General features: G+C 42.6%; 20 protein-coding genes and 1 tRNA gene. 12 read left to right on the top strand and 9 right to left on the bottom strand.

Going from position 1 to position 27,000, the window contains the following annotated elements; genetic code table 11:
- Positions 1-66 precede the first annotated feature (66 nt).
- The 3 genes from AC2SLO_RS07290 (at position 67) to AC2SLO_RS07280 (ending at position 2,440) form a co-directional block, all read left to right on the top strand.
- A complete protein-coding gene (locus AC2SLO_RS07290; RefSeq protein WP_486540991.1) occupies positions 67-231 on the top strand; it encodes a rubredoxin in 165 nt (54 codons plus the stop codon).
- A 71-nt stretch (positions 232-302) separates the two neighbouring features.
- Positions 303-1,280, top strand: coding sequence for an alpha/beta fold hydrolase (locus AC2SLO_RS07285; protein WP_486540989.1), 978 nt, complete (start codon positions 303-305; stop codon positions 1,278-1,280).
- Between the two features lie 149 nt (positions 1,281-1,429).
- Positions 1,430-2,440, top strand: coding sequence for an alpha/beta fold hydrolase (locus AC2SLO_RS07280; RefSeq protein WP_486540987.1), 1,011 nt, complete (start codon positions 1,430-1,432; stop codon positions 2,438-2,440).
- A gap of 137 nt (positions 2,441-2,577) precedes the next feature.
- On the opposite strand, the gene AC2SLO_RS07275 is transcribed toward AC2SLO_RS07280, so the two are convergent.
- The 8 genes from AC2SLO_RS07275 to cysS all read right to left on the bottom strand — a co-directional run bounded on the left by AC2SLO_RS07275 (position 2,578) and on the right by cysS (position 13,210).
- Positions 2,578-2,982, bottom strand: coding sequence for a DUF4377 domain-containing protein (locus AC2SLO_RS07275; protein WP_486540985.1), 405 nt, complete (start codon positions 2,980-2,982; stop codon positions 2,578-2,580).
- A 179-nt stretch (positions 2,983-3,161) separates the two neighbouring features.
- Positions 3,162-4,403 (bottom strand): bifunctional glutamate N-acetyltransferase/amino-acid acetyltransferase ArgJ, encoded by a 1,242-nt coding sequence (gene argJ / locus AC2SLO_RS07270; protein WP_486540983.1) that lies wholly within the window; start codon positions 4,401-4,403, stop codon positions 3,162-3,164.
- 61 nt (positions 4,404-4,464) lie between these two features.
- Positions 4,465-5,280 (bottom strand): exodeoxyribonuclease III, encoded by an 816-nt coding sequence (xthA, locus tag AC2SLO_RS07265; protein WP_486540981.1) that lies wholly within the window; start codon positions 5,278-5,280, stop codon positions 4,465-4,467.
- A 115-nt stretch (positions 5,281-5,395) separates the two neighbouring features.
- The gene (pdxH, locus tag AC2SLO_RS07260) at positions 5,396-6,043 is read right to left on the bottom strand and encodes a pyridoxamine 5'-phosphate oxidase (RefSeq protein WP_486540979.1); all 648 of its coding nucleotides are present in this window, start codon (positions 6,041-6,043) and stop codon (positions 5,396-5,398) included.
- Positions 6,044-6,205: 162 nt separating this feature from the next.
- Positions 6,206-7,564, bottom strand: a complete 1,359-nt coding sequence (gene glmM / locus AC2SLO_RS07255) for a phosphoglucosamine mutase (protein ID WP_486540977.1) — start codon at positions 7,562-7,564, stop codon at positions 6,206-6,208.
- A 275-nt stretch (positions 7,565-7,839) separates the two neighbouring features.
- On the bottom strand, positions 7,840-9,312 hold the full coding sequence (guaB, locus tag AC2SLO_RS07250) for an IMP dehydrogenase (RefSeq protein ID WP_486540975.1): 1,473 nt from the start codon (positions 9,310-9,312) through the stop codon (positions 7,840-7,842).
- Between the two features lie 228 nt (positions 9,313-9,540).
- On the bottom strand, positions 9,541-11,487 hold the full coding sequence (locus AC2SLO_RS07245; RefSeq protein WP_486540973.1) for a mechanosensitive ion channel family protein: 1,947 nt from the start codon (positions 11,485-11,487) through the stop codon (positions 9,541-9,543).
- 217 nt (positions 11,488-11,704) lie between these two features.
- The gene (gene cysS / locus AC2SLO_RS07240) at positions 11,705-13,210 is read right to left on the bottom strand and encodes a cysteine--tRNA ligase (RefSeq protein ID WP_486540971.1); all 1,506 of its coding nucleotides are present in this window, start codon (positions 13,208-13,210) and stop codon (positions 11,705-11,707) included.
- Between the two features lie 395 nt (positions 13,211-13,605).
- Here cysS and AC2SLO_RS07235 point away from each other — a divergent pair, with 395 nt between their 5' ends.
- Positions 13,606-14,214 (top strand): cob(I)yrinic acid a,c-diamide adenosyltransferase, encoded by a 609-nt coding sequence (locus AC2SLO_RS07235; protein ID WP_486540969.1) that lies wholly within the window; start codon positions 13,606-13,608, stop codon positions 14,212-14,214.
- Positions 14,215-14,337: 123 nt separating this feature from the next.
- Here the strand turns inward: AC2SLO_RS07235 and AC2SLO_RS07230 are convergent, their stop codons facing one another.
- A complete protein-coding gene (locus tag AC2SLO_RS07230) occupies positions 14,338-15,330 on the bottom strand; it encodes a hypothetical protein (RefSeq protein WP_486540967.1) in 993 nt (330 codons plus the stop codon).
- Between the two features lie 359 nt (positions 15,331-15,689).
- Here AC2SLO_RS07230 and AC2SLO_RS07225 point away from each other — a divergent pair, with 359 nt between their 5' ends.
- The 8 genes from AC2SLO_RS07225 (at position 15,690) to AC2SLO_RS07190 (ending at position 26,998) form a co-directional block, all read left to right on the top strand.
- Positions 15,690-16,541 carry a glycerophosphodiester phosphodiesterase gene (locus AC2SLO_RS07225; protein ID WP_486540965.1) on the top strand — a complete coding sequence of 284 codons (852 nt, stop codon included), beginning with the start codon at positions 15,690-15,692 and terminating at the stop codon, positions 16,539-16,541.
- A 238-nt stretch (positions 16,542-16,779) separates the two neighbouring features.
- Positions 16,780-18,201: an acyl-CoA desaturase gene (locus AC2SLO_RS07220; RefSeq protein WP_486540963.1), complete on the top strand. Its 1,422-nt coding sequence runs from the start codon at positions 16,780-16,782 to the stop codon at positions 18,199-18,201.
- Positions 18,202-18,607: 406 nt separating this feature from the next.
- Complete coding sequence (locus tag AC2SLO_RS07215; RefSeq protein WP_486540961.1) at positions 18,608-20,206, top strand: protein adenylyltransferase SelO; 1,599 nt, start codon at positions 18,608-18,610, stop codon at positions 20,204-20,206.
- 362 nt (positions 20,207-20,568) lie between these two features.
- The gene (locus AC2SLO_RS07210) at positions 20,569-22,911 is read left to right on the top strand and encodes an NADP-dependent malic enzyme (protein ID WP_486540959.1); all 2,343 of its coding nucleotides are present in this window, start codon (positions 20,569-20,571) and stop codon (positions 22,909-22,911) included.
- Between the two features lie 95 nt (positions 22,912-23,006).
- The gene (locus AC2SLO_RS07205; protein ID WP_486540957.1) at positions 23,007-24,245 is read left to right on the top strand and encodes a tRNA nucleotidyltransferase/poly(A) polymerase-related protein; all 1,239 of its coding nucleotides are present in this window, start codon (positions 23,007-23,009) and stop codon (positions 24,243-24,245) included.
- Positions 24,246-24,339: 94 nt separating this feature from the next.
- A tRNA-Ile gene (locus tag AC2SLO_RS07200) sits at positions 24,340-24,416 on the top strand.
- Between the two features lie 145 nt (positions 24,417-24,561).
- Positions 24,562-25,497 carry an IS256 family transposase, variant Zn-binding type gene (locus AC2SLO_RS07195; RefSeq protein WP_495637094.1) on the top strand — a complete coding sequence of 312 codons (936 nt, stop codon included), beginning with the start codon at positions 24,562-24,564 and terminating at the stop codon, positions 25,495-25,497.
- A 199-nt stretch (positions 25,498-25,696) separates the two neighbouring features.
- Positions 25,697-26,998 (top strand): IS4 family transposase, encoded by a 1,302-nt coding sequence (locus AC2SLO_RS07190; RefSeq protein WP_486543871.1) that lies wholly within the window; start codon positions 25,697-25,699, stop codon positions 26,996-26,998.
- Positions 26,999-27,000: the final 2 nt, after the last annotated feature.

The following is a 27,000-nucleotide window of genomic DNA, read 5'->3' as shown; positions in this document are numbered from 1 at the left end:
CGTCCAGTTTTTGCTATAATCACTGCCCTAAATATAGTTTAACCGTCATCAATATGGAGCGATGTCATGAAAAAATGGGAATGTATTGTTTGCGGCTGGGTCTATGATGAGGCGCTTGGGTGCCCTGAAGAAGGTATTGCGCCGGGCACTAAATGGGAAGACATTCCTGATGACTGGACCTGCCCTGAATGCGGTGTCGGTAAGCTTGATTTTGAAATGCTTGAGATTTAAGCCTTAACACCGCATAATAAACCGGCTACTCTATGCTTAGCCTACCATTGTCTAAAAGGACTTATGACCTCATGTCAACTGCTATCACCCACCTAGCTAAATTACCGCCTTATGATTGGTATCCCTCTCCGATATCTGACTTGATGCAACAAGCCATCATTGCGGTATCAGACGACATTGAGCTATGTGTTGAGGTAGGCGGTAATCCAGACAATCCACCACTGCTATTGATTATGGGGCTTGCTTCTCAGCTGATATTTTGGCCAGAGAACTTTATAAAGCGTTTAATTGATGCCGGCTTCTTTGTCATCCGTTTTGATAATCGTGACATAGGTTTATCAACCAAAATATGCCGTAAAGACTTACCGCGTGTTAATACTCTCTCTGCTATGCTCAAGATGCAACTAGGTCTCGATAACTCGAAGACTCCAGTACCATATCGCTTAGAGGATTTAGCAGATGATACGGCAAACCTTATCAAAGCATTAAACCTATGTCAGGTACACGTTTTGGGCGCGTCTATGGGCGGTATTATTGCACAGATATTAGCAGCCAAATATCCGCACCTTATTAATAAACTGGCGCTTATTTTCTCAACCAATAACCGTCCGATGCTTGCACCGCCACGCCCTAAACAGTTATATACATTAATCAAACGTCCGAAAAGCTATGACGAAGAAGATATCGTCGAACATGGAAAATGGTTTATTAATACTGTGGGCTCACAAGGTCATATAGACGAGCAAGCGGTAGCCGATATGGCACGGCTCAGATATCAGCGCTGTTTCTATCCAGCTGGTAGCTTGCAGCAACTGACGGCTATCTTAATGACAGGCTCTATCCAGTCATACAGTAAAGAGATTAAAGCACCGACGCTCATTATGCATGGCAGCAATGATGGCTTACTACCGATATCACATGGCAAGGCGGTTGCTAAAGACATTCCTAACGCAGTCTTCAAACCCATTAATGGCATGTCGCATGATTTGCCTGAATATTTTCAGCCATTTATTGTCAAACAGCTTAAAAAGCATATGCTCGATACTTAACGCATATTCTTTCTTTTTGGTCAGTGATAGTCTTATCTTACTCTATTCCCTGCCTGAATCCTGCTGTCATCAAACTGACATTAACCTAGTCTAGTCTTAATAAATCGGTCATACACCTTTTAATTCTCAACGCCTCTAGGTTCTTGTCCATGCCCAAATCTGATAAGCCTTATCAAATTAAAAGCAAACCCTCTAAATACGCTGAATTCATGCAAGCATATAAAATCAAGACGCCAAAATATAAGTTCTATCTAGAACGTGGCGGTCATAAAGAAGACCCCATTATTTTATTAATTATGGGCTTAGGTGCGCAGTCCTTAGTCTGGTCAAATGTGTTTTGCAAACGCTTAATTGAGTCGGGCTTTCAAGTCATCCGCTTTGATAACCGCGATATTGGTAAATCTAGCAAGCTCAAGCATAAGAACAAGCTGACCAAAGACTATCAAACCATCGGTAAGCAGTTAAAACTACTGTCTAAATTTAAACTCGGACTGCCGTTAAAGCTTGATGAGACAGCTATCCCCTATACTCTGTTTGATATGGGTGAAGATGTAAATCAGCTATTAAATGCGTTAGATATTGAGCAGTGCCATGTACTTGGGATGTCGATGGGCGGTATGATTGCTCAAATTATGGCAGCTAAGTATCCGCATCGTGTCAGCAAACTTGGCTTATTGGCCACCAGTAATAACAAACCCTTCTTGCCGGCACCGAAATTTGATGCATTAAGAGCGTTGACCAAACCCATGCCAGACAATAAAGACCCTGAAGTTATTATTGAAAACAACATACATCTATATCGTACGATTGGCTCACCTGACTTCTTTGATGAAAATAGAGCCAAACGACGTGCCAAGCTGCTATTTGAACGTCGCTTTTATCCAAAAGGAGTATCACGCCAATTACTCGCGGTGCTCGCTACAGGCTCTTTAGTCGAACTAGACCGTTTAATTAAGCAGCCAACGCTTATTGTACATGGCACACATGACCGACTCCTGCCCCCTGCTCACGGTCAAAGTCTGGCCAAGACTATATCGCATGCTAACTTTAAGCTTATTCCAGGTTTGGGGCATGATATCCCCTACCCGCTTGCACGATATCTAGCAGATTTATTTGCTGAACACTTTAAAGCATCTTCTAATTATCAACTCACAGCTTAGACTTTTATCATTGAAGTTTGCATAAATATCAGACGTAAAAAAAGAGTATCTGAATTTCAGATACTCTTTTTTATTTGATTACTTAGACTGTACTCAAAACAAATTTATTTTAAGTCATATAAAGTAATGTTAATAAATTAAAGCTGTTCAGAAGTTTTAGATAAAACTTCGTTTAGGATCCATACCGGTTTAACAACACCTGTTTCTTCGTTTACAACTGCTTCTTGACGAACATCTAATAAATAGCGGTAGCCTGGCTCATAAGTGAAACCTTGGATATCACCAGATAGCGTGTTGTAGTTTTTCTGGAATGGTTGACGGAACTGTAAGCATTCGCCTTCTACCATAGTACCGTTAGCAGCAGGTACTTCACATACTGCTTTGTTTGGATCAACTTCAATTTTGAAACTTGGGATATCGATAACTTTAACAACTGTCGCTTCGCCATCGACAATCATAGCGCGCTCATCGTTAAGTTGAGTCGTATTACAACCAGTTAATGCAACAGCCGCTAGAACAACAGAAGATAATAAATATTTCATAAAAGACCTCTAAAATTAAAAGTTAAGATGAATAATGCCCAAATACAACAATGGCTAGATAGTTCTCGAATCTGACACAATTATAAAAGAGTTCCAGTCTTGCTATCTATAACTAGTTTGTAACCTTACGTTAAGAATATTAGCAAACGCAGTGACTTTGTACAGCGAGCGCACGTTAATTAACTTCTATAATCCGCATTAATACTCACATACTCATGCGATAAATCACAGGTATATACCGTATCAGACGCGCCACCAAGCCCTAAGTCAATATTAATGGTAATCTCAGGACGGCTCATGACTTCTTGCCCTCGCTCTTCGGTGTAGGTGGCATCCAATTGACCGCGAGTACAGATAGCCACATCATCTAAAGTGACGCTGACTTGATCTGCCTCAAGGTTTTTTGCACCCGAATAACCGACAGCGGCGATAATACGCCCCCAGTTAGGGTCACTTGCAAAAAACGCCGTTTTAACCAGTGGTGAGTGCGCCACCGCATAAGCGACATCGCAGCAATCCTCAGTAGTCTTGCCGCCGCTTACCTTAACCGTAATAAACTTCGTTGCCCCTTCACCATCACGAACAATGAGAGTAGCTAGGCGCACAAAGACTTGTCTTAAGGCATCAAATAACGATTCATAATGTGGATGCTGTTTTGAGTCAATCAAATTAGCCGCATCATCACCGGTCGCTATTAAGACACAGCAATCATTAGTCGAGGTATCTCCATCGATAGTAATACGGTTAAATGATTGATTAGTTAATTCAATCAGCATCTCTTGTAATAGCGAACGAGCAACTGGCGCATCGGTTGCAACGTAACCAAGCATAGTCGCCATATTCGGACGAATCATACCTGCACCTTTTGAGATACCAGTCACATGATAAGTCAGCCCATCAGCCACTTGTACATGAGTACTGGCAAGCTTTGGTACGGTATCTGTGGTACGAATAGCATTGGCAGCTGCTAACCAATTATCCGGCCCCAAATTATCTAGGCAACGCTCAAGACTATCGATAATAGCATCGCTATTTAATACTTCACCAATCACGCCAGTTGAGAACGGCAGCACTTGTTTAGGGTCTACTTGCGTTTTATCGGCAAGTGCTTGGCAGGTCGCTGCCGCACGCTGATAACCATCGCTACCAGTTGCCGCATTGGCATTACCGGTATTAATCAGCAGATAACGAGGCGCATTATCAGTGGCATTTAACGCCTCTAAATGCTCTCTAACAATATGCACCGGCGCTGCACAGCATTTATTGGTGGTTGTGACACACACGGTGGCTGCAGACTCCTTTAAACGAAAGACCACGAGGTCGTCGCGATTTTTATAGCGTACGCCAGCGGCAGTAATACCAATATCAACGCCTTTAATAGCATAAATCGTCTCGGGGGGTGCAATATTTCCTACTGGCATAACCGTCCTCATAACTCTGATTATTGATAAAATCAAACACTTAACTAGTCAAATTTGACACCTAAAACTTAAACGAGGCCCAAATCGGTGCGTGGTCAGATGGCTTTTCCATCGCACGTAACTCGTAGCTGATACCGGCATCCGTACATTTATCTTTGATGTCTGCAGTGCAAAGAATATGATCAATACGCAGGCCACGCTTTGGATCATCGTTGAAGCCGCGACTGCGGTAATCAAACCAGCTAAACATCTCGTTAGAGTCCGGATAATGTAGACGATACGTATCAAATAGCTCACGGCTCATCAGCGCACTATACCACTCGCGCTCTTCTGGTAAGAATGACGTTTTGCCTTGGCTTAGCCAGCGCTTGGCATTTTTCTCACCGATACCAATATCAGTATCTTCTGGGGCAATATTCATATCACCCATGATAATGAGCGTTCTGCCCTCGGCTTTAAGCGCATCAATATAATGATTTAAAGACGCATAAAAATCACGTTTCATCGGAAACTTGGTCTCGTGTTTGCGACTCTCCCCTTGTGGAAAGTAGCCATTTAATACATCAACTTCTTGGCCATCGAATACGTAGCGGGCATGAATAAAGCGCTTTTGGGTGTCATCATCGTCATCAGGAAAGCCTTTATGAACATAAATAGGCGCCACTTTCGAGACCAAAGCCACACCGTAATGGGCTTTTTGTCCAAAGTATTCAACGTGATAACCCAAGGACTCAACCAATTCTAACGGAAACTGCTCATCATGTACCTTGGTCTCTTGCAGTCCCATCACATCTGGATCAATAATGTCTCGTACAGCTTCCAATTGATGCTGTCGCGCGCGAATACCATTAATATTAAAACTTACAAAACGGGTCATAAACGTACAATCCTAAAATTTAAATGTCACACAATTAAGTGCCAGCCATTGTGCTAGCATTGATCTTTATCGTTATATTTATAATGCCTACATGAAAGCCGGCTTGAAATCCTGTCTAAGGCAATAAACGTGTTGTCAACCATTTGCTGCCTTGCTCGGGCTGAGTATACAGTATTCTATCATGCAATCGGTTAGCGCCGCCCTGCCAGAACTCAACCTCTTGTACTGTAATTTCATAACCACCCCAAAAATCTGGGGTTGGTACAGTACTGCCCTCAGGGTATTGCTGCTTTAAATCAGCAAATTTTTGATCCATAACCGCACGGCTAGCAACCTCACCACTTTGAGGCTGACTGACCCAAGCGCCTATCTGACTCTCGTAAGGTCGCTTTTGGAAATAAGCATCCGTTTTCTCGCGTGATATCTTCTCAATACTGCCACGCAGTCTAATTTGACGCTGCATATCATGCCAAAAGAACAGCACTTCAGCATGCGGATTTTGCTCAATATCCTGACCTTTATGGCTTAAATAGTTAGTATAAAAAACAATACCCGACTCGGTTATCTCGCGCATTAAAACCGTACGCACCGCAGGCATGTTATCTGAACCACATGTCGCCAAGCTCATTGCATAAGGTTCAGGTACTTTTGCTTCAATGGCTTCATTGACCCAATGCTCAAGCAGTTCAAAAGGTGAGTCAGGTAAGCCACTTTCATTTAACTTGCCTTTCTCATAAGACAGTCTTTGATCGGTAAAGTCCATAATCAGCCTTTAATTCTTATTGAGTTAACTTTTATGTATTGATATGAATGAATACGACTATCAATATTCGAGACGATTAGATTAAACAATGCACCTAGCCCAATTAATCGTAGCGGATAGCAGCTTGTACTCTATGGTGTCTTTGTATTTAAACAGTGCGTATTACGACATGGCGGCTTTAACTTTATCGGCAAGTTCTTGAGTCAGTTTTTGACATTCGTTATCATTATCAAGCTCTACCATCACACGAATTAATGGCTCAGTACCTGACTTACGAATCAATAAACGACCACGCCCCTCAATACTCTTTGTCGCTTCGTTAAAAACCTCGACCAATTCTGGGAATTCATACGGATCTTTCATCTCGTCAAGGCGCACATTGACCAAACACTGAGGCAATAATTTAAAGCCTTCCATTAATTGGCTTAATGATTGCTTGGTTTGTGCCATAACTGCCAATACTTGTAGCCCTGCAATGATGGCATCACCAGTGCGGCTTTTATCTAGACACAAAATATGGCCTGATGGCTCGCCGCCTAATATCCAGCCATTACTATCAAGGCCCTGCATCACGTATCTATCACCTACTTTAGCACGCTCAAGTGGAATACCTTCTGATTCTAAAGCCAATTGCAGACCCATATTACTCATTTGGGTACCCACAACACCGGCAGCTTTCTTTTCCGCTTTGGTTGCTAAGATATATAAGATACCGTCGCCATCGACCAGTTTACCGTGCTCATCGACCATAACAATACGGTCACCATCGCCATCTAAGGCAATACCTACATCAGCTTTATTTTCAACGACTGCACTTTGTAGAGACTCAGGATGCGTTGATCCGCACTCGTCGTTGATGTTCACGCCATCTGGCTTATTATGAATCGCAACAACTTCAGCGCCAAGCTCTCTTAACACACGAGGGCCCACGCTATAGCCTGAACCATTTGCACAATCAATAACGATTTTTAGGTTAGATAAGTCGTATTGATAAGGGAAACTGCCTTTACAAAACTCGATATAACGGCCTTTGGCATCATTAATACGATAATGCTTACCTAGATTTGCAGGGTTTTCTTGAGTGTAATCGGCATGATTTTCAACGATACCACTTTTTAACTTATCGTTGATGGCATCTTGCATCTCATTGCTGAGCTTACGCCCATCTGCTGAGAAAAACTTAATACCATTATCATAAAAAGGATTATGCGAGGCTGAAATTACCACACCCGCATTGGCATGGAAACTGCGTGTTAAATGGGCAATAGCAGGCGTCGGCAACGGGCCAATCATATGTACATCAACGCCTGCTGAGTTGAATCCTGCTTGTAGAGCTGCTTCGATAACATAACCCGATAAACGCGTGTCTTTTCCTATCACCACACTTGGTTTTTTCTTTGGATTTGGATTCTTTTCTACCAAGACTTGACCCGTCACATAACCAAGCTTTAAAACAAAATCAGGTGTGATTGGAAACTTACCAAAAAGACCACGAATACCATCTGTACCAAAATAACTCATAAACACCTCAAATTATGACAAATAAATCATATAGTTTTATATAAAAAACATTCCCCTAATATACTACAAAAAAAAGACCAAAAGATATTCTCTTTTGGTCTTTTACTTCGTTTAAATCAATATTTAACTTATACAAATAGCAGGGTAATTCTTAAAAAGTTAGACAAAAATTAATACCCGCTCAAGAACCAGAAAATATGCTTAAACTATCAATAAAAACAGCACAGCGCCTACACGCTGCTTTTATCAATGACTATTTGCCTAACTAAAGCGACTTATTGTACGCGATAGTTCGGTGCTTCTTTGGTAATCTGCACGTCATGTACGTGAGACTCTTTCATACCCGCAGAAGTCACTTTAATGAACTGCGGCTTAGTACGCATCTCATCGATGGTAGCAGAACCGGTATAACCCATTGATGAGCGTAAGCCACCTATCATTTGGTTTACAATACCGCTAACTGGGCCTTTGTAAGGCACACGGCCTTCGATACCCTCTGGTACTAATTTCTCAACACCGTCTTTGGCGTCTTGGAAGTAACGGTCAGATGAACCATTAGAGCCAGACATTGCCCCCAAGCTACCCATACCGCGGTATGCTTTGTAGTATCGGCCTTGAAATAGCTCAACTTCACCTGGCGCTTCTTCTGTACCGGCTAATAATGAACCAACCATGATGCATGATGCGCCTGCAACGATGGCTTTTGCCATATCACCTGAAAAGCGGATACCGCCGTCAGCGATTAGTGGAATACTGTCTTTAAGGGCGGATGCCACGTTATCAATTGCAGAGATTTGCGGTACACCAACGCCTGCGATAATACGAGTGGTACAAATTGAACCTGGGCCAATACCTACTTTCACAGCGTTAGCGCCAGCGTCACGCAATGCTAATGCAGCATCACCAGTGGCGATGTTACCGCCGATAACTTGAATGTGTGGGTAGTTCTTTTTAACCCAAGCAACCTTATCAATCACGCCTTTTGAATGACCATGCGCTGTATCCACAACAATCACGTCAACTTCGGCTTCTACTAAGGCCTCAACGCGTGCTTCTGTATCAGCACCAGTACCAACCGCAGCACCAACACGCAAACGACCTTGTGAGTCTTTACAAGCATTTGGGTTGTTTTCTGCTTTGTTGAAATCATTAACGGTAATCATGCCTTTTAGGGCAAAGTTATCATCAACAACCAATACCTTTTCGATACGGTGCTCGTGAAGCAATTTTTTGATATTCTCGTTGCTCTCACCTTCTTTAACGGTCACAAGCTTATCTTGCGGCGTCATAACATTGCTAACAGGCTGGTTGTGATTGGTCTCAAAACGCACGTCACGATGAGTCACAATACCTACCACCTGTCCGCTGCCTGACTCCACAACCGGTACACCAGAGATATTGTTTTCATGAGTGATGCGCAATAGCTCGCCAACACTAATATCCGGCGTTACCGTGATAGGATCAACAACAGTACCCGCTTCGAATTTCTTTACGCGGCGTACTTGCATTGTCTGACGGTCGATATCCATATTTTTATGCACAATCCCCATACCGCCAAGCTGTGCCATAGTAATGGCCATTTCAGACTCAGTTACGGTGTCCATAGCTGCTGAAATAATCGGTAGATTAAGACTGATATCTTCGGTCAAACGGGTGGTTAATGACGCAGTTTTAGGAAGCACATTAGAATATGCTGGCAGGAGTAATACATCATCAAAAGTTAGGGCATCATCTACGATTCGCAACATACAAACCTCTTGGCTGGGAGAAATTAGCAGCGTATTATAACAAAATATTCAGTCATGTGAGTTACTGAATTCATCCTGTTAGCACTGCTAAGTAATTGAAATGTAACCATCCATAACTGGTGGTAATACAAATTATTATCTATTTATCATATACCCAACCATCGGTTAGGTATCCTGTTAATTTGTATTGATATAAGGGCATCTATTGGTTATTTCAATGCGTTTATTTTAATGAGCTCTTGGCGATAATGTAATACGATCAGTTGGCAAGTAGTCGCCTTGCTCGTTATTTAAGTAATCCAGCATCTGTCTGCGTACATCACAGCTTAAGTCCCACGCATCAAGCGGGCCTTCAGCACTGACTTTACCGCGCAGCTTAATGGTACTTTCAGTCACGTCAGTTACCTGAAGGTCAGGCTCAGTTTCATTATCCCAAAGCTCATTGGCCTTGGTAAATTCAATAAACTTCTGTTTAATCGCCTCAATATCTGCACCGTAATCCACGTATAGATAAACCGCATACGTTTGACTGGTAGTGGTGTGCGACCAGTTTTCTATAATTTCTGTCACGAAGTGCTTCATAGGCACAATTAAGCGTCTGTTATCCCATGTTTGCAGCACCGCATAGGTGTATCTTAAATCCTCAACTTCAGACCAAATACCGTCAATCATCACAGTATCACCAATACGTACCGGCTGAGTAACCGCGACTTGAAACCCTGCAATAATATTACCCAGTGTCGGCTGCGCTGCAATACCGATTACTGCACCGGCAATACCTGCTGAGGTTAATAAGGTTTTACCAAGTCCTTCTAAATCAGTAAACTCCGCTAGACTGATCCAAAAGCCGCCCATGACAATCACAAAGATAAAAATGCGTCTGAATATGGACACGTAGGTCATGCGCTCGCGGCGAATAATAAACTCTTCCTCATCAAGCGCATCAATTTGATAATCTTGATAACGGTTGGCAAAAAAGTTAATAGTGCGAATACCCAACCATAAGGCACTTATTACCAGTCCAATCCAAATAATAGGCCGCAGCGAGGTTGCCATGGCATCTATTTTAGGGAAGCTGCCTGATACCAAGGCAAACATCATTGAAAAGCTAATAAAGACGGTTAACGGAGCCGTAATTTTGCTAAATAAGTCGGTAACACCTCTACCTTGTAAGGACAGCTCATCATGCCCGCCCTCTTTTAGCTTTTTATCAGAATAGGCTGTGGTTAGCTTGGCTGCGCCCTTACTCATCATCAGACCAAGTCCCATGGTCAGCACCATAAACAGCAGGATGCCGAATATTTCCCACAGTTTTAGACTGAAAATCTCTATAGACAACCAGTCTGGCAAATAACGCTCAAATTGAGCGGGTTTGTGAATATCATACAAAGCTTCAATATTCATCACCGTCTGTGATGAAAACACCCAAACTGGTGCTTGACCTTCTACTTTAACTCGCTCTAAATGAATCGGCACACTGCGATTTTTATAATCGATAGAACCAAGCTTAATTGAACGCCTTGGCACCCCATGAATAGGATTATTACTGCCTATCGAAGGTTCAACCAATCCATCTGCCCGATCTGGCATTTCATCGAAAACGTACAAATCTTTTTCAGTTAATAGATAATCAAGCTTTCTGACTAATTCTGAAGCGAGGTTAACTTGTTGGGTGTCGGCAATTGAATTAAGATTAAGAGCGTAGGCTGCCAGAGCGAAATCATTTTGTAGATTGGCGGTATTAAAAAACTCTAACGTGGCCAGTGGTGTCTCTAGATTGGGCGGGATGGCAGGTGTCGGTAGGCCGGTGTTTAGCTCATTAACCACATAATAAGCTTCATTATATTCACCAGTTAACTCTGTATTGGCTTGAAGTTTACGGGTAGGATACCGCGTCTCCTTTTCGCCCTCTTCCTTGATTTGTTGCTTAATATAACCAACCAAGGTCTCGGGTTGCTCGCTAATAGTATCAGCATCTGTGTAGGTATTATCAGCCCGTGAAGTAGATACCAAACTCTCATTATCTGAGCTACCTTGGGCAGCGCTGACCTCAGCGTTAGCAGCAGATAATCCAGTAATCGTCATCATCGTTAGCAACAGGACTACTACCCATGTTGGCATGCGATTAACGCGCGAGGTTTGGCTATTTTCGACTGGCTTTAAATGAGTATCCATACCTACCTTTGCTATCTACTGCTGCTATCTGCTGCTTAATAAGTTCATACGGCGCCATACCCATTTAGATAAAATAATGCGCCTTAATAAAAATTGTTATAAAAAAGCCTGCCCCACAAGTGAGCAGGCTAGTTAACCAACCTTTCAACGGTCTAAATCTTAACCGGACTATTTAAAGAATGAAAGTCTTAAATGGTTCACATTTTAACCGAGCCGATTAAGTACGGCGCCACGTAGTACCATTTTTGCCATCTTCAAGCTCAATACCAGCGCTTTGTAGTTGATCACGGACTGCATCAGCACGGGCAAAGTCTTTATTGGCTTTGGCATCTAGACGCTCTTGAATGAGAGCATCAATTTCCGAATCACTTAGTTGACCTTCTGCTGCTGCACCGATTTGTGCTTGCAAAAACTCAGTCGGATTTAATTGACCTAGATTGAGCACGCCTGCTAAATCGCGAAGGGTCTGGGTTAATACTTTTAATTGTGCTGCTGTTTCATCAGAGCCCGCTTCACGTGCCAGTTTATTCACTTCTTTGGCTAAGCTAAATAGCACGCTTAACGCCAAAGAAGTATTAAAGTCATCGTTCATGGCCTGAATAAAGTCAGCGACATATTGTGCTTGATTAGCATCAATATCGGCGCTGTTTAGATTCGCATCGGTCAATACCGCATCGGCTGCTTTTAATGCTTGGTAGATACGGGTTAGACCAGAATGCGCTTCTTTTAATGCTGCATCAGAGAAGTTCACCTGACTGCGATAATGGCTCGATAAAATAAAGAAGCGAATGGTTTCTGGATGGAAGGTTTCCATCACATCGCGAATGGTGAAGAAGTTGCCCAAAGATTTAGACATCTTCTCACCATCGACGTTAATAAAGCCGACGTGCATCCAGTTTTTGGCATAGGTGCATCCAGTTGCCGCTTCCGATTGTGCAATCTCATTTTCATGGTGCGGGAACTGTAGGTCATGACCACCGCCATGAATATCAAAGCTGTCGCCTAAACACTTTGTTGACATCGCTGAGCATTCAATATGCCAACCTGGACGTCCGCCACCCCAGTTTGATTCCCACTGCGGCTCGCCCACTTTGGCCGCTTTCCAAAGCACAAAGTCAAACGGATTCTTTTTGTCGTTATCAACATCGACACGTGAGCCTGCTTGTAAGTCCTCAAGCTTACGCTTAGATAATTTACCATAGCCATCAAATGACTCAACGGCATAATACACATCGCCATTAGACGCAGCATAAGCATGGTCTTTTTGCTCAAGCGTGCCAATCATAGTCAGCATATCATCGATATGATCGGTAGCGCGTGGCTCAAAATCAGGATCCATACAACCTAAAGCCGCCGCATCTTCGTGCATGGCTTTGGTAAACCGGGTGGTTAATTCACCAATCGCTTCTCCATTCTCATTCGCGCGGGCGATAATCTTGTCATCAATATCAGTAATATTGCGCACATAGGTTACGTCATAACCCAAATGACGCATCCAGCGAGTAATCACGTCAAAGGCAACCATGACACGGGCATGGCCAATATGGCAATAGTCATAAACCGTCATACCACACACGTACATGCCCACTTTTCCGGCCTCTAATGGCTCAAATTTGCGCTTTTTGGTCGTCATCGAATCGTATATTTTGAGCGCGGCCTGATTTTTTGCCATTTGCTGCGCTAATGGCTCAGAGATTTGAATTATTTTGGCATCTGCGGACATATTGAAAACCTTAAATTTAACTGACTGAAGATTAAGACAATTGTTTTTATTAAACGATGCTCTAAATATGAGGCATTCGTTATTGATAACAAGACATATAATGGATAATAAAGCCTGTATTTTGTGAGAGTCATCTTACCTAAGCTTGCCTAAAATTGCTATATTTCATGGCCATAGAGTATGATAGCTTACGTAGTCAGATAAAGAAGACTCAGCTCGTTGATAAAGCTTTGATGATTTAAGTCCCTGTTGTAAACCCTATATTCCTATACTATAGACCCTTTAATGAATCACCGCCACAAACCGTCTATATACCCTAATAATCACTATAAAATAGACCCCTAGCGGTCAGACAATTAACCGGCTAATTACCGAACAATCTTGGAGAAACACCCATGGGTAACCGACTCACTAAAATCTACACCCGTACCGGCGATGATGGCACAACCGGCCTTGCCAATGGCGACCGCGCCAGTAAAGCTGACCAAACTTTTGTGGTCATGGGCGATGTGGATGAGCTAAACGCTCATATCGGTATGATAGCCGCATATGCCAACACGTTAGCTGATAAGGGTGTTGCAGACTGCAATCCATCGTTAGACGATATCTTACAGACTATCAGTATTGTTCAGCACTTACTATTTAATGTGGGTGGCGAGCTTGCGATGCCTGAGTACAAAGGCATTGATGAGGCGCATATCGATTGGATTGAAAGTGAGATTGATGTATTAAACAAACAGCTTCCTGCGCTGAAAGACTTTATCTTGCCAGCAGGCTCAACGTTGGTTAGCCAAGTGCACATTGCCCGCACCGTCTGTCGCCGTGCTGAGCGCCAAGGTGTGCGTCTAAAATCGGATAATCCAGATGCTATTTCGCCAAGCGCGCTTAAGCTATTAAACCGCTTATCAGATTGGTTGTTTGTGCTTTCAAGATATTGCGCAAAAATTGAGCACTCAAGCGAAGTCCTGTGGAATAAGACCATCTTAGACAGATTCGCTAAATAAACTGTCGTTTATGCTCTCTTAAAGCAGCCTGTGGAACTAGCCGCTTAAAAATAGCCCAAAAAGCCCTCTATTCAATAGAGGGCTTTTTTATCGTTACAGTATCAGATCAGTATAGATAAAGGCTTAGTAAGTGCCTTCTTCTTCAATGATAACCATCTCGATTCGCTCATCTTCTGGCACTTTCATCGGCTCTTTTGGCTCTTGCGGTTTTGCAGGCTTGCTTGGTGTATTTAACCCTACAACTTCGTTGTCATTGTTGTCTGTATTACGCTTTGGAGTATTAATCGGAGCCGGCGCTTCTGCCCTTGGATTAGGCTCTGGTTGCGGCTCACTATGCTGCTGAGCCGGCGTGTGTTGTCTTTGCTCAGGCTCAGGACGGACTCTTGGCTCTTGACGTAATCTTGGCTCTGATGGTAATGCAGGCTCAGATCTTGGCTTAACCGTTGCAGGACCAGCACGACTCGCATCTAGCGCAGATTGGAACTGGGATCTGGCGATAATATCAGATGCCGCTGTCAATATCGCAGGCTGTCCAACCACACGTGCAGCAGACTGACCGCCTTGCATACCGACCACGTAGTTGAAGTTATTGCTAACGAGCATATTGTTGTTCAAAGTAATATTTTGAGACTGCAAATAGCTACCTAAATCGCCGTCGCCTTCTAATCTCTGATACGCTTTATTAGCACGAATCACATCTTTATTAGGTACCGTTAAACTAAGGCTTGCATTACAAGTGACCATACCGTTGGCATTGGCACCTTGTAGCATGGTCGGATTGGCCACATCAATTAAGATAGAACCCACAGCATTGTTTGCATTTGAATAGCTTAAACTTGCATTTGCACGCTCAGCATAGCTATTAAACAGTGCTTGAGTTTGCGAGCCAACGCTGGCTTTGACAGATTGGGTTAGCTGAGTTAATGCGATGGGGTCATTACACTGAATAGCAGGAGCAGTATCTGCTGCGTTTTCATTTTCAGCAACGACAACTTGATTCTCATCTGAGCTCGCCTCTTGCTTTTTGCTACAAGACACTGCTGTAATACCGCAAAGTAATGCGACACTTACCAGACCAGTGTGACGAGAAACACTATCAAAACTTAACTTCATCATAACCTCTTAGATTATTCGCATATAAAGATGCCAATAACTCAATTTATCAATAACTCATTTGTGATTGTTCAAACATGAACGGAGCACTCGATTGGCAGTTGCTCAATAACTTAGGATAACGCAGGGTTAGTCCATTATTACGTTAGTCGCTCAACAACAATCTTAAACATTAAAGCGTACACGTTTGGGGATAAAGTAGGTATATTACCCATATCGAGCCGTATTATACGCCAAATTAATAGCTTTTGTTAATTAGTATTACTGTAAGCGTACTTAAATTCGCCATTCTGTATCTTTATATTAACTCGCAGTAAATTCAATCAACTCATCCTCTATTTCAATCCATTTAAGAGTTCAAAATGTCTACCCTATCGTTAAATCAGATGCTTGATATCTATCCCTCTTTCCTATTAGGTCATCGCGGTGCACGTGGAGAGAGGTTCGAAAATAGTTATCTTGGGTTTGAATACACACACCGCTTAAGTCAATTTTCAAAGAATAAACTGATTGGCATTGAGTTTGATGTTCAATTAACCAAGGATAATAAGTTGGCGGTTTTTCATGATGACTCTCTGCTTAGGCTATTTAAACGACAAGCTTGGGTCAATCAGTCTGCTTATAATGAGATAAAGCGTTTAACGGCAGGTCCACATGCCATTATTCTTCTTGAGGATATTCTGCCAGTATTGAGCGGTTATAAACGGGTTGAGCTTGAGATTAAGACCCATCACCGTACGCATCATAGTGAGTTGATAAAGGCACTAAATCAAACTCTAAGCCAACCCCATTTTAATGAAACAGTCCTTACTTTGACCAGTTTTGATATTAAGCTGCACGAATTAATGAGCACTCATAGATTTTTAAAGCATTTTTCTCGTGGGTTATTGGTTGAGCTTGATGAGCGTTATGCAAAAAAGCAGGCTAACGAGCTTTCCTGCCAGCTGCCAAACCCAGATACGCTTGATTTGAATATGCCCACCTCTACATCGCAGCCCTTAAATCAAACCGCAAATATTGCTAGGCGCCTTGGCTGTACAGGTGTGGGCTTATATCATCCTTTATATAATGACAAGATGATGCAGCTTTTTAAACGTGCGAACTTAACCACCAGTGCATGGACGGTAAATAGTATCGATGAAGCTAAACGCCTGGTTACATTGGGCGTTGACTATATTATCACCGATTATCCGACTTTGTTTTTGGCATCTTAAAGCAATTGCTTGTTTGTTACGGCTCTTTGTAACTGGCGTATATAACACGTAAAAAATGAGCTGAGTTAAAAAATACCAGTGAATGAGTGTTCACTTTAATATTATTATCGGGTATTCTATTAGCATACTACTCATCTATAATGGTTACTTCTAGATTTATGACAGCACTATAAGCGATTGATTGCTGATTGCCCTTAGATTTAGAGTTTACCGCTATAAAGCAAGGAATGCCTCGAAAATGTACCACAACACGTCTACCGCCCTAACTCCCTTACACAAGCTACGTAACCTCCGTGATTTATCTCTGAATATAGCCAGTAAGGCAATATATCAAAGTGGCCAAGTATTACAGCAGTTACCGGATATCATCGATACGTTACGCACCCATGTCTCTTTTTCCAATACTCAACCCTTAGTATCGCGCCTAGGCTCTGACCCAAAGAGTACGGCAGATGCGTTAGGTGTTGACCCTGAACAAGAGCGTGCCTTTCAACAAGCACCTATTAATTGGGTACCGGCCATCGTCTTGACGGCCACCCCAATTGCAGCAGCGATTATCACGCCTTGGTATCTAGCAACGCATCGTGTCAGCGCACCCACTTGGGGTGTCTTTGCAGCGGTCGGTGTTTGGACTGGCCTGAGTATCACCGCAGGCTATCACCGATTAATGTCGCATCGCACCTATAAAGCGCACCCTATCGTTCGCAACTTCTTTTTGGTGGGTGCAACCCTGGCTGTTCAAGGCTCTGCTTTTGACTGGTGTTCGGGGCATCGTACCCATCACCGCCATGTCGATGATCCGATGGATGATCCGTATTCGGCCAAACGCGGCTTTTGGTTTAGTCACATTGGCTGGATGTTAAAAAACTACCCAAGCGGACAGTTTGATTATAAAAATATTCCAGATTTAACTAAGGATAAGGTGCTGCAAATTCAGCATAAATATTATGGCCTATGGGTCGTCGCTGCAAATGTGGGACTGATTGGCACTATCGGTTGGTTAATCGGTGATGTCTGGGGTACGCTGCTACTGGCTGGACTGTTGCGCTTGGTGATTAATCATCACCTTACCTTCTTTATCAACTCTTTATGCCATATGTATGGTACCCGCCCGTATACCGACACCAATAGCGCCCGTGATAACTTCTTATTGGCTATCCCAACGTGGGGGGAGGGCTATCATAATTACCATCACTTCTTCCAATACGACTACCGGAATGGTGTGAAATGGTGGCAATATGACCCAACTAAATGGGTCATCGCAGCTTTAGCAAAACTTGGCCTAGCCTCTGACTTACGTGTCGTTGATGACACAACCATTAAGCATGCCGAGATCACGATGAAGTTTAAGCACGCACAGCAAAAGCTTGCGCCGATTACTGATGAAAAAGGCTTGCTGATTGACAACAACTTACCACGCAGCTTACAACGCTTTAGTGACCGCATTAAGTTTGAGCAAGACTTATTTAAACAAACCGTCCAAGAATGGCAAGCTTTAAAAACCAAAGCGGTTCAGATGAAAAAGGGAGAATTTTCTGACAGATTGCATGAAGTCGATGAGATGCTAAAACATCAGTATCAATTGATTGAGCAGCGTATTAAAAAGCATGACCGAAATCTTAAAAAAACTTTTCACAGCATTGGTTATACGCCTGCTTAAAGTGCTTTATGCATCAAATAACTATTATAAGAAATAATAAGATTAGCAGTATTCTGACTTAAGCTATGTGACTTATAGATAGGTAGTAAATACCACCTTACCCTTTGCCTGACTTATGGTCAGGTTGAAGGGTTTTTTTATGCCCTCATTCCACAGCAAACTCTGTTACCACAATACTAAAATAGAACGTAGCGTAGATTTAAATGGGTGAAAACCATCACTTTTCAATTGTTTGCTGACGCTATATAACAATAACATTCTACCCCTACTTGTTACTGCCAAGCTTTGTTATCATCTCTCTCAATGCTACTCTTTACTAAAAATAATTTGTTTATTCAACAACTTACTTTTGCTATCACACGCACATTGCCAATCAATATATCCTACAAAAGCTGATATAAATATTATGAAATTTGAAAACAGTTACGCCAAACTTGACCCTCGCTTGTATAACAAACAACCACCTACCCCACTTAGTAACCCCAAAGCTGGACACTTCAATCCAATAGTTGCAAGCCAAATTGGCTGGGATGACGACCAAGACTTAATAGATAATTGGGTCAATATCTTGTCAGGTCATTATGTGCCGGATGGATTTGAGCCATTATCTATGGCCTATGCTGGGCATCAGTTTGGTCAATGGGCAGGTCAGTTAGGTGATGGTCGCGGCTTATTGATGGCTCAAGTTCGTAATAAACAAGACCAATTGACTGATTTACATCTCAAAGGCGCAGGCCTTACCCCCTACTCTCGTATGGGAGATGGTCGAGCGGTTTTGCGCAGTACCATTCGTGAATATTTATGCGGCCATGCCATGTCATCACTGGGTATTCGCTCATCAAACGCACTGGGCTTTATCACCTCAGATACACCGGTACGCCGAGAGACTATGGAACAAGGCGCTGCATTAATGCGCGTGGCAGATACACACATTCGCTTAGGTCATGTCGAATGGATTGCAAGCTTTGCGCCAGACTTATTAGGCGGCTTTACCAAGTATATGATTGAAACATATTATCCTGAGCTGACCGATTCTGACACACCAGTAACAGATTTTATCTCTGCTGTGGTCGAGCGCACCGCGGCTATGATTGCCGATTGGCAGTTACTTGGTTTTGCGCATGGTGTAATGAATACAGATAACTTATCAATCACTGGCACCACGATTGATTATGGGCCTTTTGGTTTCTTAGAACGCTTTGATCCAGGCTGGATTAATAACCACTCAGACCATACAGGACGTTATACCTATCAAAATCAGCCAGCTATCGGGCATTGGAATTTGAATGTGTGGATGATGCATTTTATGCAGCTATCTGGAAAAACTGTCATTGGCGACAAACAAGAGACCATTAGTAGAGAGACCTTGGCAGACTGTTTATCGCATTATGAAACAAGCTTTATGCAGCATTATCAGCAAGGCGTGTGCCGTAAAATGGGCTTGCCTTGGGAAGGCTTAAATGATGCAAACAGTCCAGATTATCTGTCTTTAGAACAGTCGAATGCAACTCCAGATGCGGATGATATTAATGGTACATTAAGACTGGCCTTTGACTTCTTACAGTTTGTAGAAGATAACAAGCTTGATTATACCAACAGCTTTAGAGCGCTGATTGCTGTTCTTGATGCAGACAATCATGCTTATGAAGCTCAGCTACTAGCAAATATCAACCATGAACTTGATGCTGAATCATTACAAAAATGGCAGCAGTGGCAAGATAAATATACCGCTCATGTGAGTCAGCAGATTAGCAAAACAGGCTTGCTACACGATTCAAACGATGTGGTTATTAATATTTTAAAAAACAATAACCCAGTGTATGTGCTGCGTAATGCGATGGCACAGCGGGCGATTACACAGGCAGAATCAGGTAATTTTGCTGAAGTGGACCGCTTATTTCAGTTACTGACCACACCTTATGAAGTGCAAGACACAGCAACGGATGCGGATATCACACCACCGGCTAAAGATGCAAGACCTATAGTGATTAGCTGCTCTTCTTAATCATAAGCAATCGCTAGAGAAAATAAGTGCGGATTACCCATAAAAAATCTAATCGACATCGCACTTTCCTATTAAAGCCGTCCATCTGTACTATAAACAAGGGTGGTATGGACGCTTATAAAAAAACTTAATTGACGAGGCCTGCTTTAAACGCTAAGGTAACTAACGTTATCAAACCCACTACATGGGTGACGTACACCGATATATCGCCCAGATGTAGCGTATTGGTAATGATGATGATTTAAATGCGCTTTGGTTCTATGGTTTACACCTATAATAATGCTAAAATACAGTGGTTAAGTACACCACTTTTGAGTCTCCATTCGTGGATTTCCTTTTTCAAGATATAATTGGTCTTAAACATGAGCGACAATACTTCTAATACCCCATCAATGCCTGCAGAGAATGACTTCAATGCGATGAATCAAGAGCAGTTTGAACAATCTGCCTTGCATTACCATGAATTCCCTGTCCCTGGTAAAATCTCTGTCACACCTACCAAACAAATTGCTAACCAGCATGATTTAGCACTGGCTTATTCGCCTGGTGTGGCTGTGCCATGTTTAGAGATTCAGCGCGATCCTAAGCTTGCTGCAAAATACACTGCCCGTAACAACCTAGTTGGTGTGATTACAAATGGTACTGCAGTACTTGGTCTGGGTAATATTGGCCCATTGGCATCGAAGCCTGTGATGGAAGGTAAAGGCGTATTATTCAAAAAATTCGCTGGTATCGACGTTTTCGATATCGAAGTTGCCCAAAATGATCCTGATAAATTCATCGAAGCCGTTGCTGCCTTAGAGCCAACTTTCGGTGGTATTAACCTAGAAGACATTAAAGCCCCTGAATGTTTCAAAATTGAGCGTGAACTGCGTGAGCGCATGAATATTCCGGTATTCCATGATGATCAACATGGTACCTCTATCATCGTTGGTGCGGCCCTAATTAATGCACTACAGCTTATTGATAAGAAAATCGAGGACATTAAAGTTGTGTGTTCAGGTGCCGGTGCAGCAGCCATCTCTTGTCTAGACCTAATCTGTGCCTTAGGTGTACAACGATCAAACATCTACGTTGCAGACTCGCGCGGTATTATTTCAACCAAACGTGAAAACCTAGACGAAACCAAACAGCGTTATGCGCGTGACACAGACGCCACATCAATCAATGATGTGATGGACGATGCGGATATGTTCCTAGGCTTATCAATGCCAGGTCTATTAACCGCAGATATGGTGAAGCGTATGGCGCGTGACCCAATTATCTTTGCGTTAGCCAACCCAACGCCTGAGATTATGCCAGAGCTTGCGCATGCCATCCGTGATGACATAATCATGGCCACTGGCCGCTCTGATTATCCTAACCAAGTTAACAACGCCTTATGTTTCCCATATATCTTCCGCGGTGCGTTAGATGTTGGCGCGACTACCGTTAACGAAGAGATGAAGATTGCGTGTGTACATGCTATTGCAGCTATGGCACATGTTGAAGCAACACCGCTACAAGGTCAAAAATACGTCGATACCAGCAAGAGCTTTGGTAGAGAATATCTAATCCCTGGACCACTTGAGCCAAATCTAATCATTGAAATTGCATCTGCTGTTGCTAAAGCGGCGATGGATTCTGGCGTTGCTACTCTGCCAATTGAGAACTTTGCGGCCTATCGTCAGAAGTTGTCTGCCTTTGTATACAACTCTGCATTTGTCATGAAGCCTCTATTTGCTCGTGCCAAAGAAGATCCAAAACGCATCGTATACTGTGAAGGTGAAGATCCAGACGTTCTACGTGCGGTTCAAGTTGTGGTTGATGAAGGCCTAGCCAAACCAATTCTAGTAGGTCGCCCTGCTATTATTGAATCACAAATTAGTGCCTTGAGCCTACGTTTAAAAGCTGGCGATAACATTGAAATCGTTAACCAAGATAACGATCCTCGCTACAGAGATTACTGGCAGTTCTACTACGAGCAAAACAAACGCAAAGGTGTGAGTATTGAACTGGCTCGTCGTGATGTCCGCCGTAAGACAACTCTTATTGGCTCTTTATTGGTCGAAAAAGGCGATGCAGATGGTATGATTTGTGGTACGTTCAGTCACTACAATCTACACTTAGACTATGTACGCCGTGTGATTGGCCGTCTAGATGCTGTGAGCGACTTCTATTCAATGAATGCGGTATTGATGCAAGATCGTAGTCTATTCATTGCTGATACTTACATCCACGAAGACCCAACTGCAGAGCAATTGGCTGAAATGACTGTATTGGCCGTGAATCAAATGCGCCGCTTCGGTATCACGCCACGCGTTGCGCTACTATCACATTCAAACTTCGGTACCTCTAGCCGTGACAGTGCAGTGAAAATGCGTAAAGTGTTTGAGCTGTTGACTGAAATGGACGTTGACTTCGAATTTGATGGTGAGATGCATGGTGATGCAGCACTTGACGATGTGATTCGTCGTCATGACTTCCCGCACAGCGTATTAAGTGGCCCTGCTAACCTATTGATTATGCCAACGCTAGATGCGGCTAACATTGCCTTTAACCTAGTTAAAACTGCAACCAGTAGCGCATCAATTGGACCTATCTTATTGGGTGCAAGCAAACCAGTTCATATCTTAACGCCTTCAGCAACAGCACGCCGTATCGTGAATATGACAGCTCTTGCGGTTACCGAAGCTCAAGATATCGAAGCAGAAACGAAAGAGTAAATGATTGAATCGACCGACAAGTAGTTGAATACAAAGAAGCCAGCCTTGTTGCTGGCTTTTTTTAAACTTTATTTTGCTAGAGCTAGAGGCTAAATATGCAAGTATATGTTGTTGGCGGCGCTGTCCGAGATAAGCTTTTAAAACGTCGATATACCGATAAAGACTTTGTGGTAGTCGGTGCAACACCTGAGCAAATGCTTGATGCTGGATTCATTCAGGTGGGTGCAGACTTCCCTGTGTTTTTGCATCCAAAGACCAAAGAAGAGTACGCCTTAGCGCGCACTGAGCGTAAGTCGGGTAAAGGCTATAAAGGCTTTGAGGTCTATGCTGCACCTGAAGTAACTATAGAGGAAGACCTACTGCGCCGTGATTTAACCATCAATGCTATGGCTATTGAAGTCAATGGACTCAATGACGACACCCCAAAGACGGGTGAAGTTATTGACCCATATGGCGGCGTGGAGGACATAAACAATAAAGTACTGCGTCATGTCTCTGAAGCCTTTAGTGAGGACCCATTGCGTGTATTACGAATTGCTCGGTTTTACGGCCGCTTTTATCAGCCGCAGGCAGAACAAAGCTTTATTATCGCTCCTGAAACATTGGCGTTGATAGACAGCATTAATCAGACAGATGAGCTACATCACTTAACGGCTGAGCGAGTATGGCAAGAGACCAGTCGTGCGCTTATGCAGGGGAGCCCGCAAGCGTATTTTGACTGCCTGTATCAAGTAGGCTCCCTGCCCCATGTCATGCCTAATCTTGCTGCTGCTTGGCAACATGATGAAGCGACTAAACAATTTATCTGCCGTGCTTTAGCGCTTTCAGGACAGTTAAATCTGCCTTTGCATCAGCGCTGGACACTATTAATGTTATCTTTTGCCGCGGATGCCATTACTAGCCCGTTATACGAGCAGCTAGGCGTACAGGGCAATATGTTAGATATTTTAGAGCACACTGCCGCGGATATTAATGCATGGTCTGACAAGCAAAAAGCGGTGGGCAATCAATTAAAAGTACCGAAGAAAGTGACTCAATTCGCGCAAACATATAACCAATGCTATCCCTATTTGCTTAAGTATAATCAGCTTACGGCAGAGAATATTGCAGTACTTATTGGCATGACCAAAGCCGATAAAGATATGAGTACCCTATCTGAGATATTGGCTTTACATCATGTTGCCAAAACTGCCTATCAGCAGTTTGAGTTTGAGACGTTTGTTGAAGCGTATAAGCAAGTGACGATTCAAGATATTGATAGCAGTCTGCAAGGCAGCGATATTGGTGAAGCCCTAAATGTGGCTCGGATTGATTCTATTGCGAAAACTTTATAAAAAGTTGCACTAAATACTCATCTTACCCTTGCAAATTTATAATTTTCGGGTAATATAATGCGTCTAATCAAGCAAGTTCAAATGCTTACTATTAGGGCCCATAGCTCAGTTGGTTAGAGCAGAGGACTCATAATCCTTTGGTCGTAGGTTCAAGTCCTACTGGGCCCACCATATTTTAATTCAAGGCTTACCGTCATATTCGGTAAGCCTTTTTTGTGTCTAAGACTATTAACCTATTATTAAGACATTTTGGTGTAATGGACAAAATTCAGGCTGAGACCCCCTTTAAAGCTATATACTATAAGTATTTGCAAGGATTGAAAGCCATGAATCAAAAAACTGCCCTTTTTGTGGTGAAAAACACACGAAAAAGAATGGTTATAAATCAGGGAAACAGCAGTACAAATGCCTTGTTTGTAATCGGCAGTTTTTAGGTGGCAGGCGGCTCAATAATACAACTTTGTGGCAAGAATATACTCAAGGTAAACAGACTTATAAACAACTTGCTCATAAGTATGGCTGTAGCATAAAGACCATACAAAGGCGACTAGATACTATTGAGATAAAGTCACTTAATAAGCTACCTACTCGTGCCAACATAGTGATGGACACGACCTACTTTGGTAGAACATTTGGCTTAATGGTATTTCTCGACTATACAAGCAAAGCGGTATTACACCACCGTATTATTCACTATGAGACCAACGCTCTGTATAAACTGGGAATAGAGCATATAAAATCACAAGGCATTGATATCACTAGCATTACTTGCGATGGAAGACGAGGTCTTAATGCTTTGTTTAAAGATATACCGATACAAATGTGCCAGTTTCATCAGCTACAGATCATCACTCGATACTTAACTCGTAGGCCTCAAAATATCGCAAGTATTGCACTTAGACAGCTAGCTTTAAATATAAAGGATTATGATAAGACAACGTTCATTCAGGACTTGGATAGATGGTATTTAACTCATGAGGACTACTTAAATGAACGTAGTACCAATATAGATACTGGTAAGACTTGGTACACCCATAAGCGTCTTAGAAGTGCCTATAGAAGCTTGCGAGTAAATAGTGATTGGTTATTCACTTATAGAGAATTAGATGACTTAAACATTCCAAATACAACTAATTCTCTAGAAGGTTTGTTTAGCGAGTTAAAACGCCAATTAAGCAGTCATAATGGGCTCAATAAACAACGTAAGCTTAAGTTTATTAACAACTTTTTAATGACATACTCTGCAGGTTAGCCTGAATTTTGTCCATTAGAGACTAACCGCTCGTTTTTAGCCTGAATTTTGTCCATTACACCGACATTTTAAACCTTACTTTTTAGTGTATAGAAAAAGAAAAAACGCCTCCCTAAGGAGTAATGCCAGTCAGTTAAGGCAAAAACCCGAAGAAAAGTAATAAAATAGCCCATCTAATAAGTAGACGGGCTATTTTACTATGAGACTACAAGAAGCTATTAATGAGACGCATAAAAGGATCCCAGACACCCTAGAACAATTTAGTGAATTAATAGACCCTGACTGGATACAGCAGGCCTTAGAATATACAGGCAAAGCGAGCATTAGAAGGCGGAAGCTACCAGCCGAACACGTTGTTTGGCTAGTCATCGGTACAGCCTTATATCGAAACCGTTCCATCTGGTATATCACAGAGCAAATGCGGCTTAATCTAGACTCACAGGCCTGCGTACCCAGTGCTGTTGTACAAGCAAGACAACGCCTCGGGCATGAACCTCTAAAGCAGCTATTTCATCAACTAAGTGCTCACTACCAAACGGAATCACTAGCCCAGCAACAAGACTTCATGGGACTTAGCGTCCAAGCCGTAGATGGAGTCGTATACTCATTGCCATACACCGATGAGAACCTTCAGCACTTTAGCTCAAGCAAAGGTAGGACCAAAGAGGCGCCTTATCCACAAATGCGTTCGGTATGCCTTATCAATACTGACACACATGAGATCATTGACACAACTCTTGGAGATATGGGTCAAGGAGAGATCACTTTAGCTCGTCAACTAAACGTTCAAGACAACAGTATTACGCTCTTTGATAGAGCCTATTTCTCAGCAGACTTACTTATTAGTTGGCAACAAACTTATCCAAACAGTCACTGGCTCATGCGGGCTAAAGATAATCTGCGTTACAGTGTGATTAAAACCTTTAGTGCAGGGGACTACTGGATACAAATGCCCGTTTCTCCTCAGGCTCAAAAGAAAAATCCAAACCTACCCGATACGTGGCAAGCTCGATTAATTGAGTGTAGTTATGAGGGTAAGACAAGACGATACATAACCTCTTTAATAGATGATAAACGCTTTACTAAGGATAAAGTGGTACAGCTGTACTTGCAGCGCTGGGAGATTGAGATGGCGTATCGAGAAATTAAGCCTGATCTACAGCAGGGGCTATTATTAAGAAGTAAGCTACCACAGCTTGTGTTACAAGAGTTCTGGGGGCTTATGATTGCTTATAATCTAATAAGACGTTTGATGCGCTATATGGCAGTTAGAGCTAAGGTTAGCCCTCTACGAATTAGCTTTCACATGGCGTCTATTACGATTGTTGATCTGTTACGGTTTGCGCCTTTACAGGCTGTAGGTCTCTTCCCTAAGCTGTTAGATGCACTTTTAGAGGAGGGGAGATTGTTTGTCATTCCTGAGCGCAGAAAGCGATCTTGTGCGAGGGTGGTTAAGGGTAAACCACAAAAATATCCAAAAAAAAATACCAGTCAGCGTTAACT

The organism is Psychrobacter sp. CX14 (genome assembly GCF_057396205.2).
The sequence above is the reverse complement of the archived record's forward strand: the minus strand, read 5'-3'. Positions and strand labels throughout refer to the sequence as shown.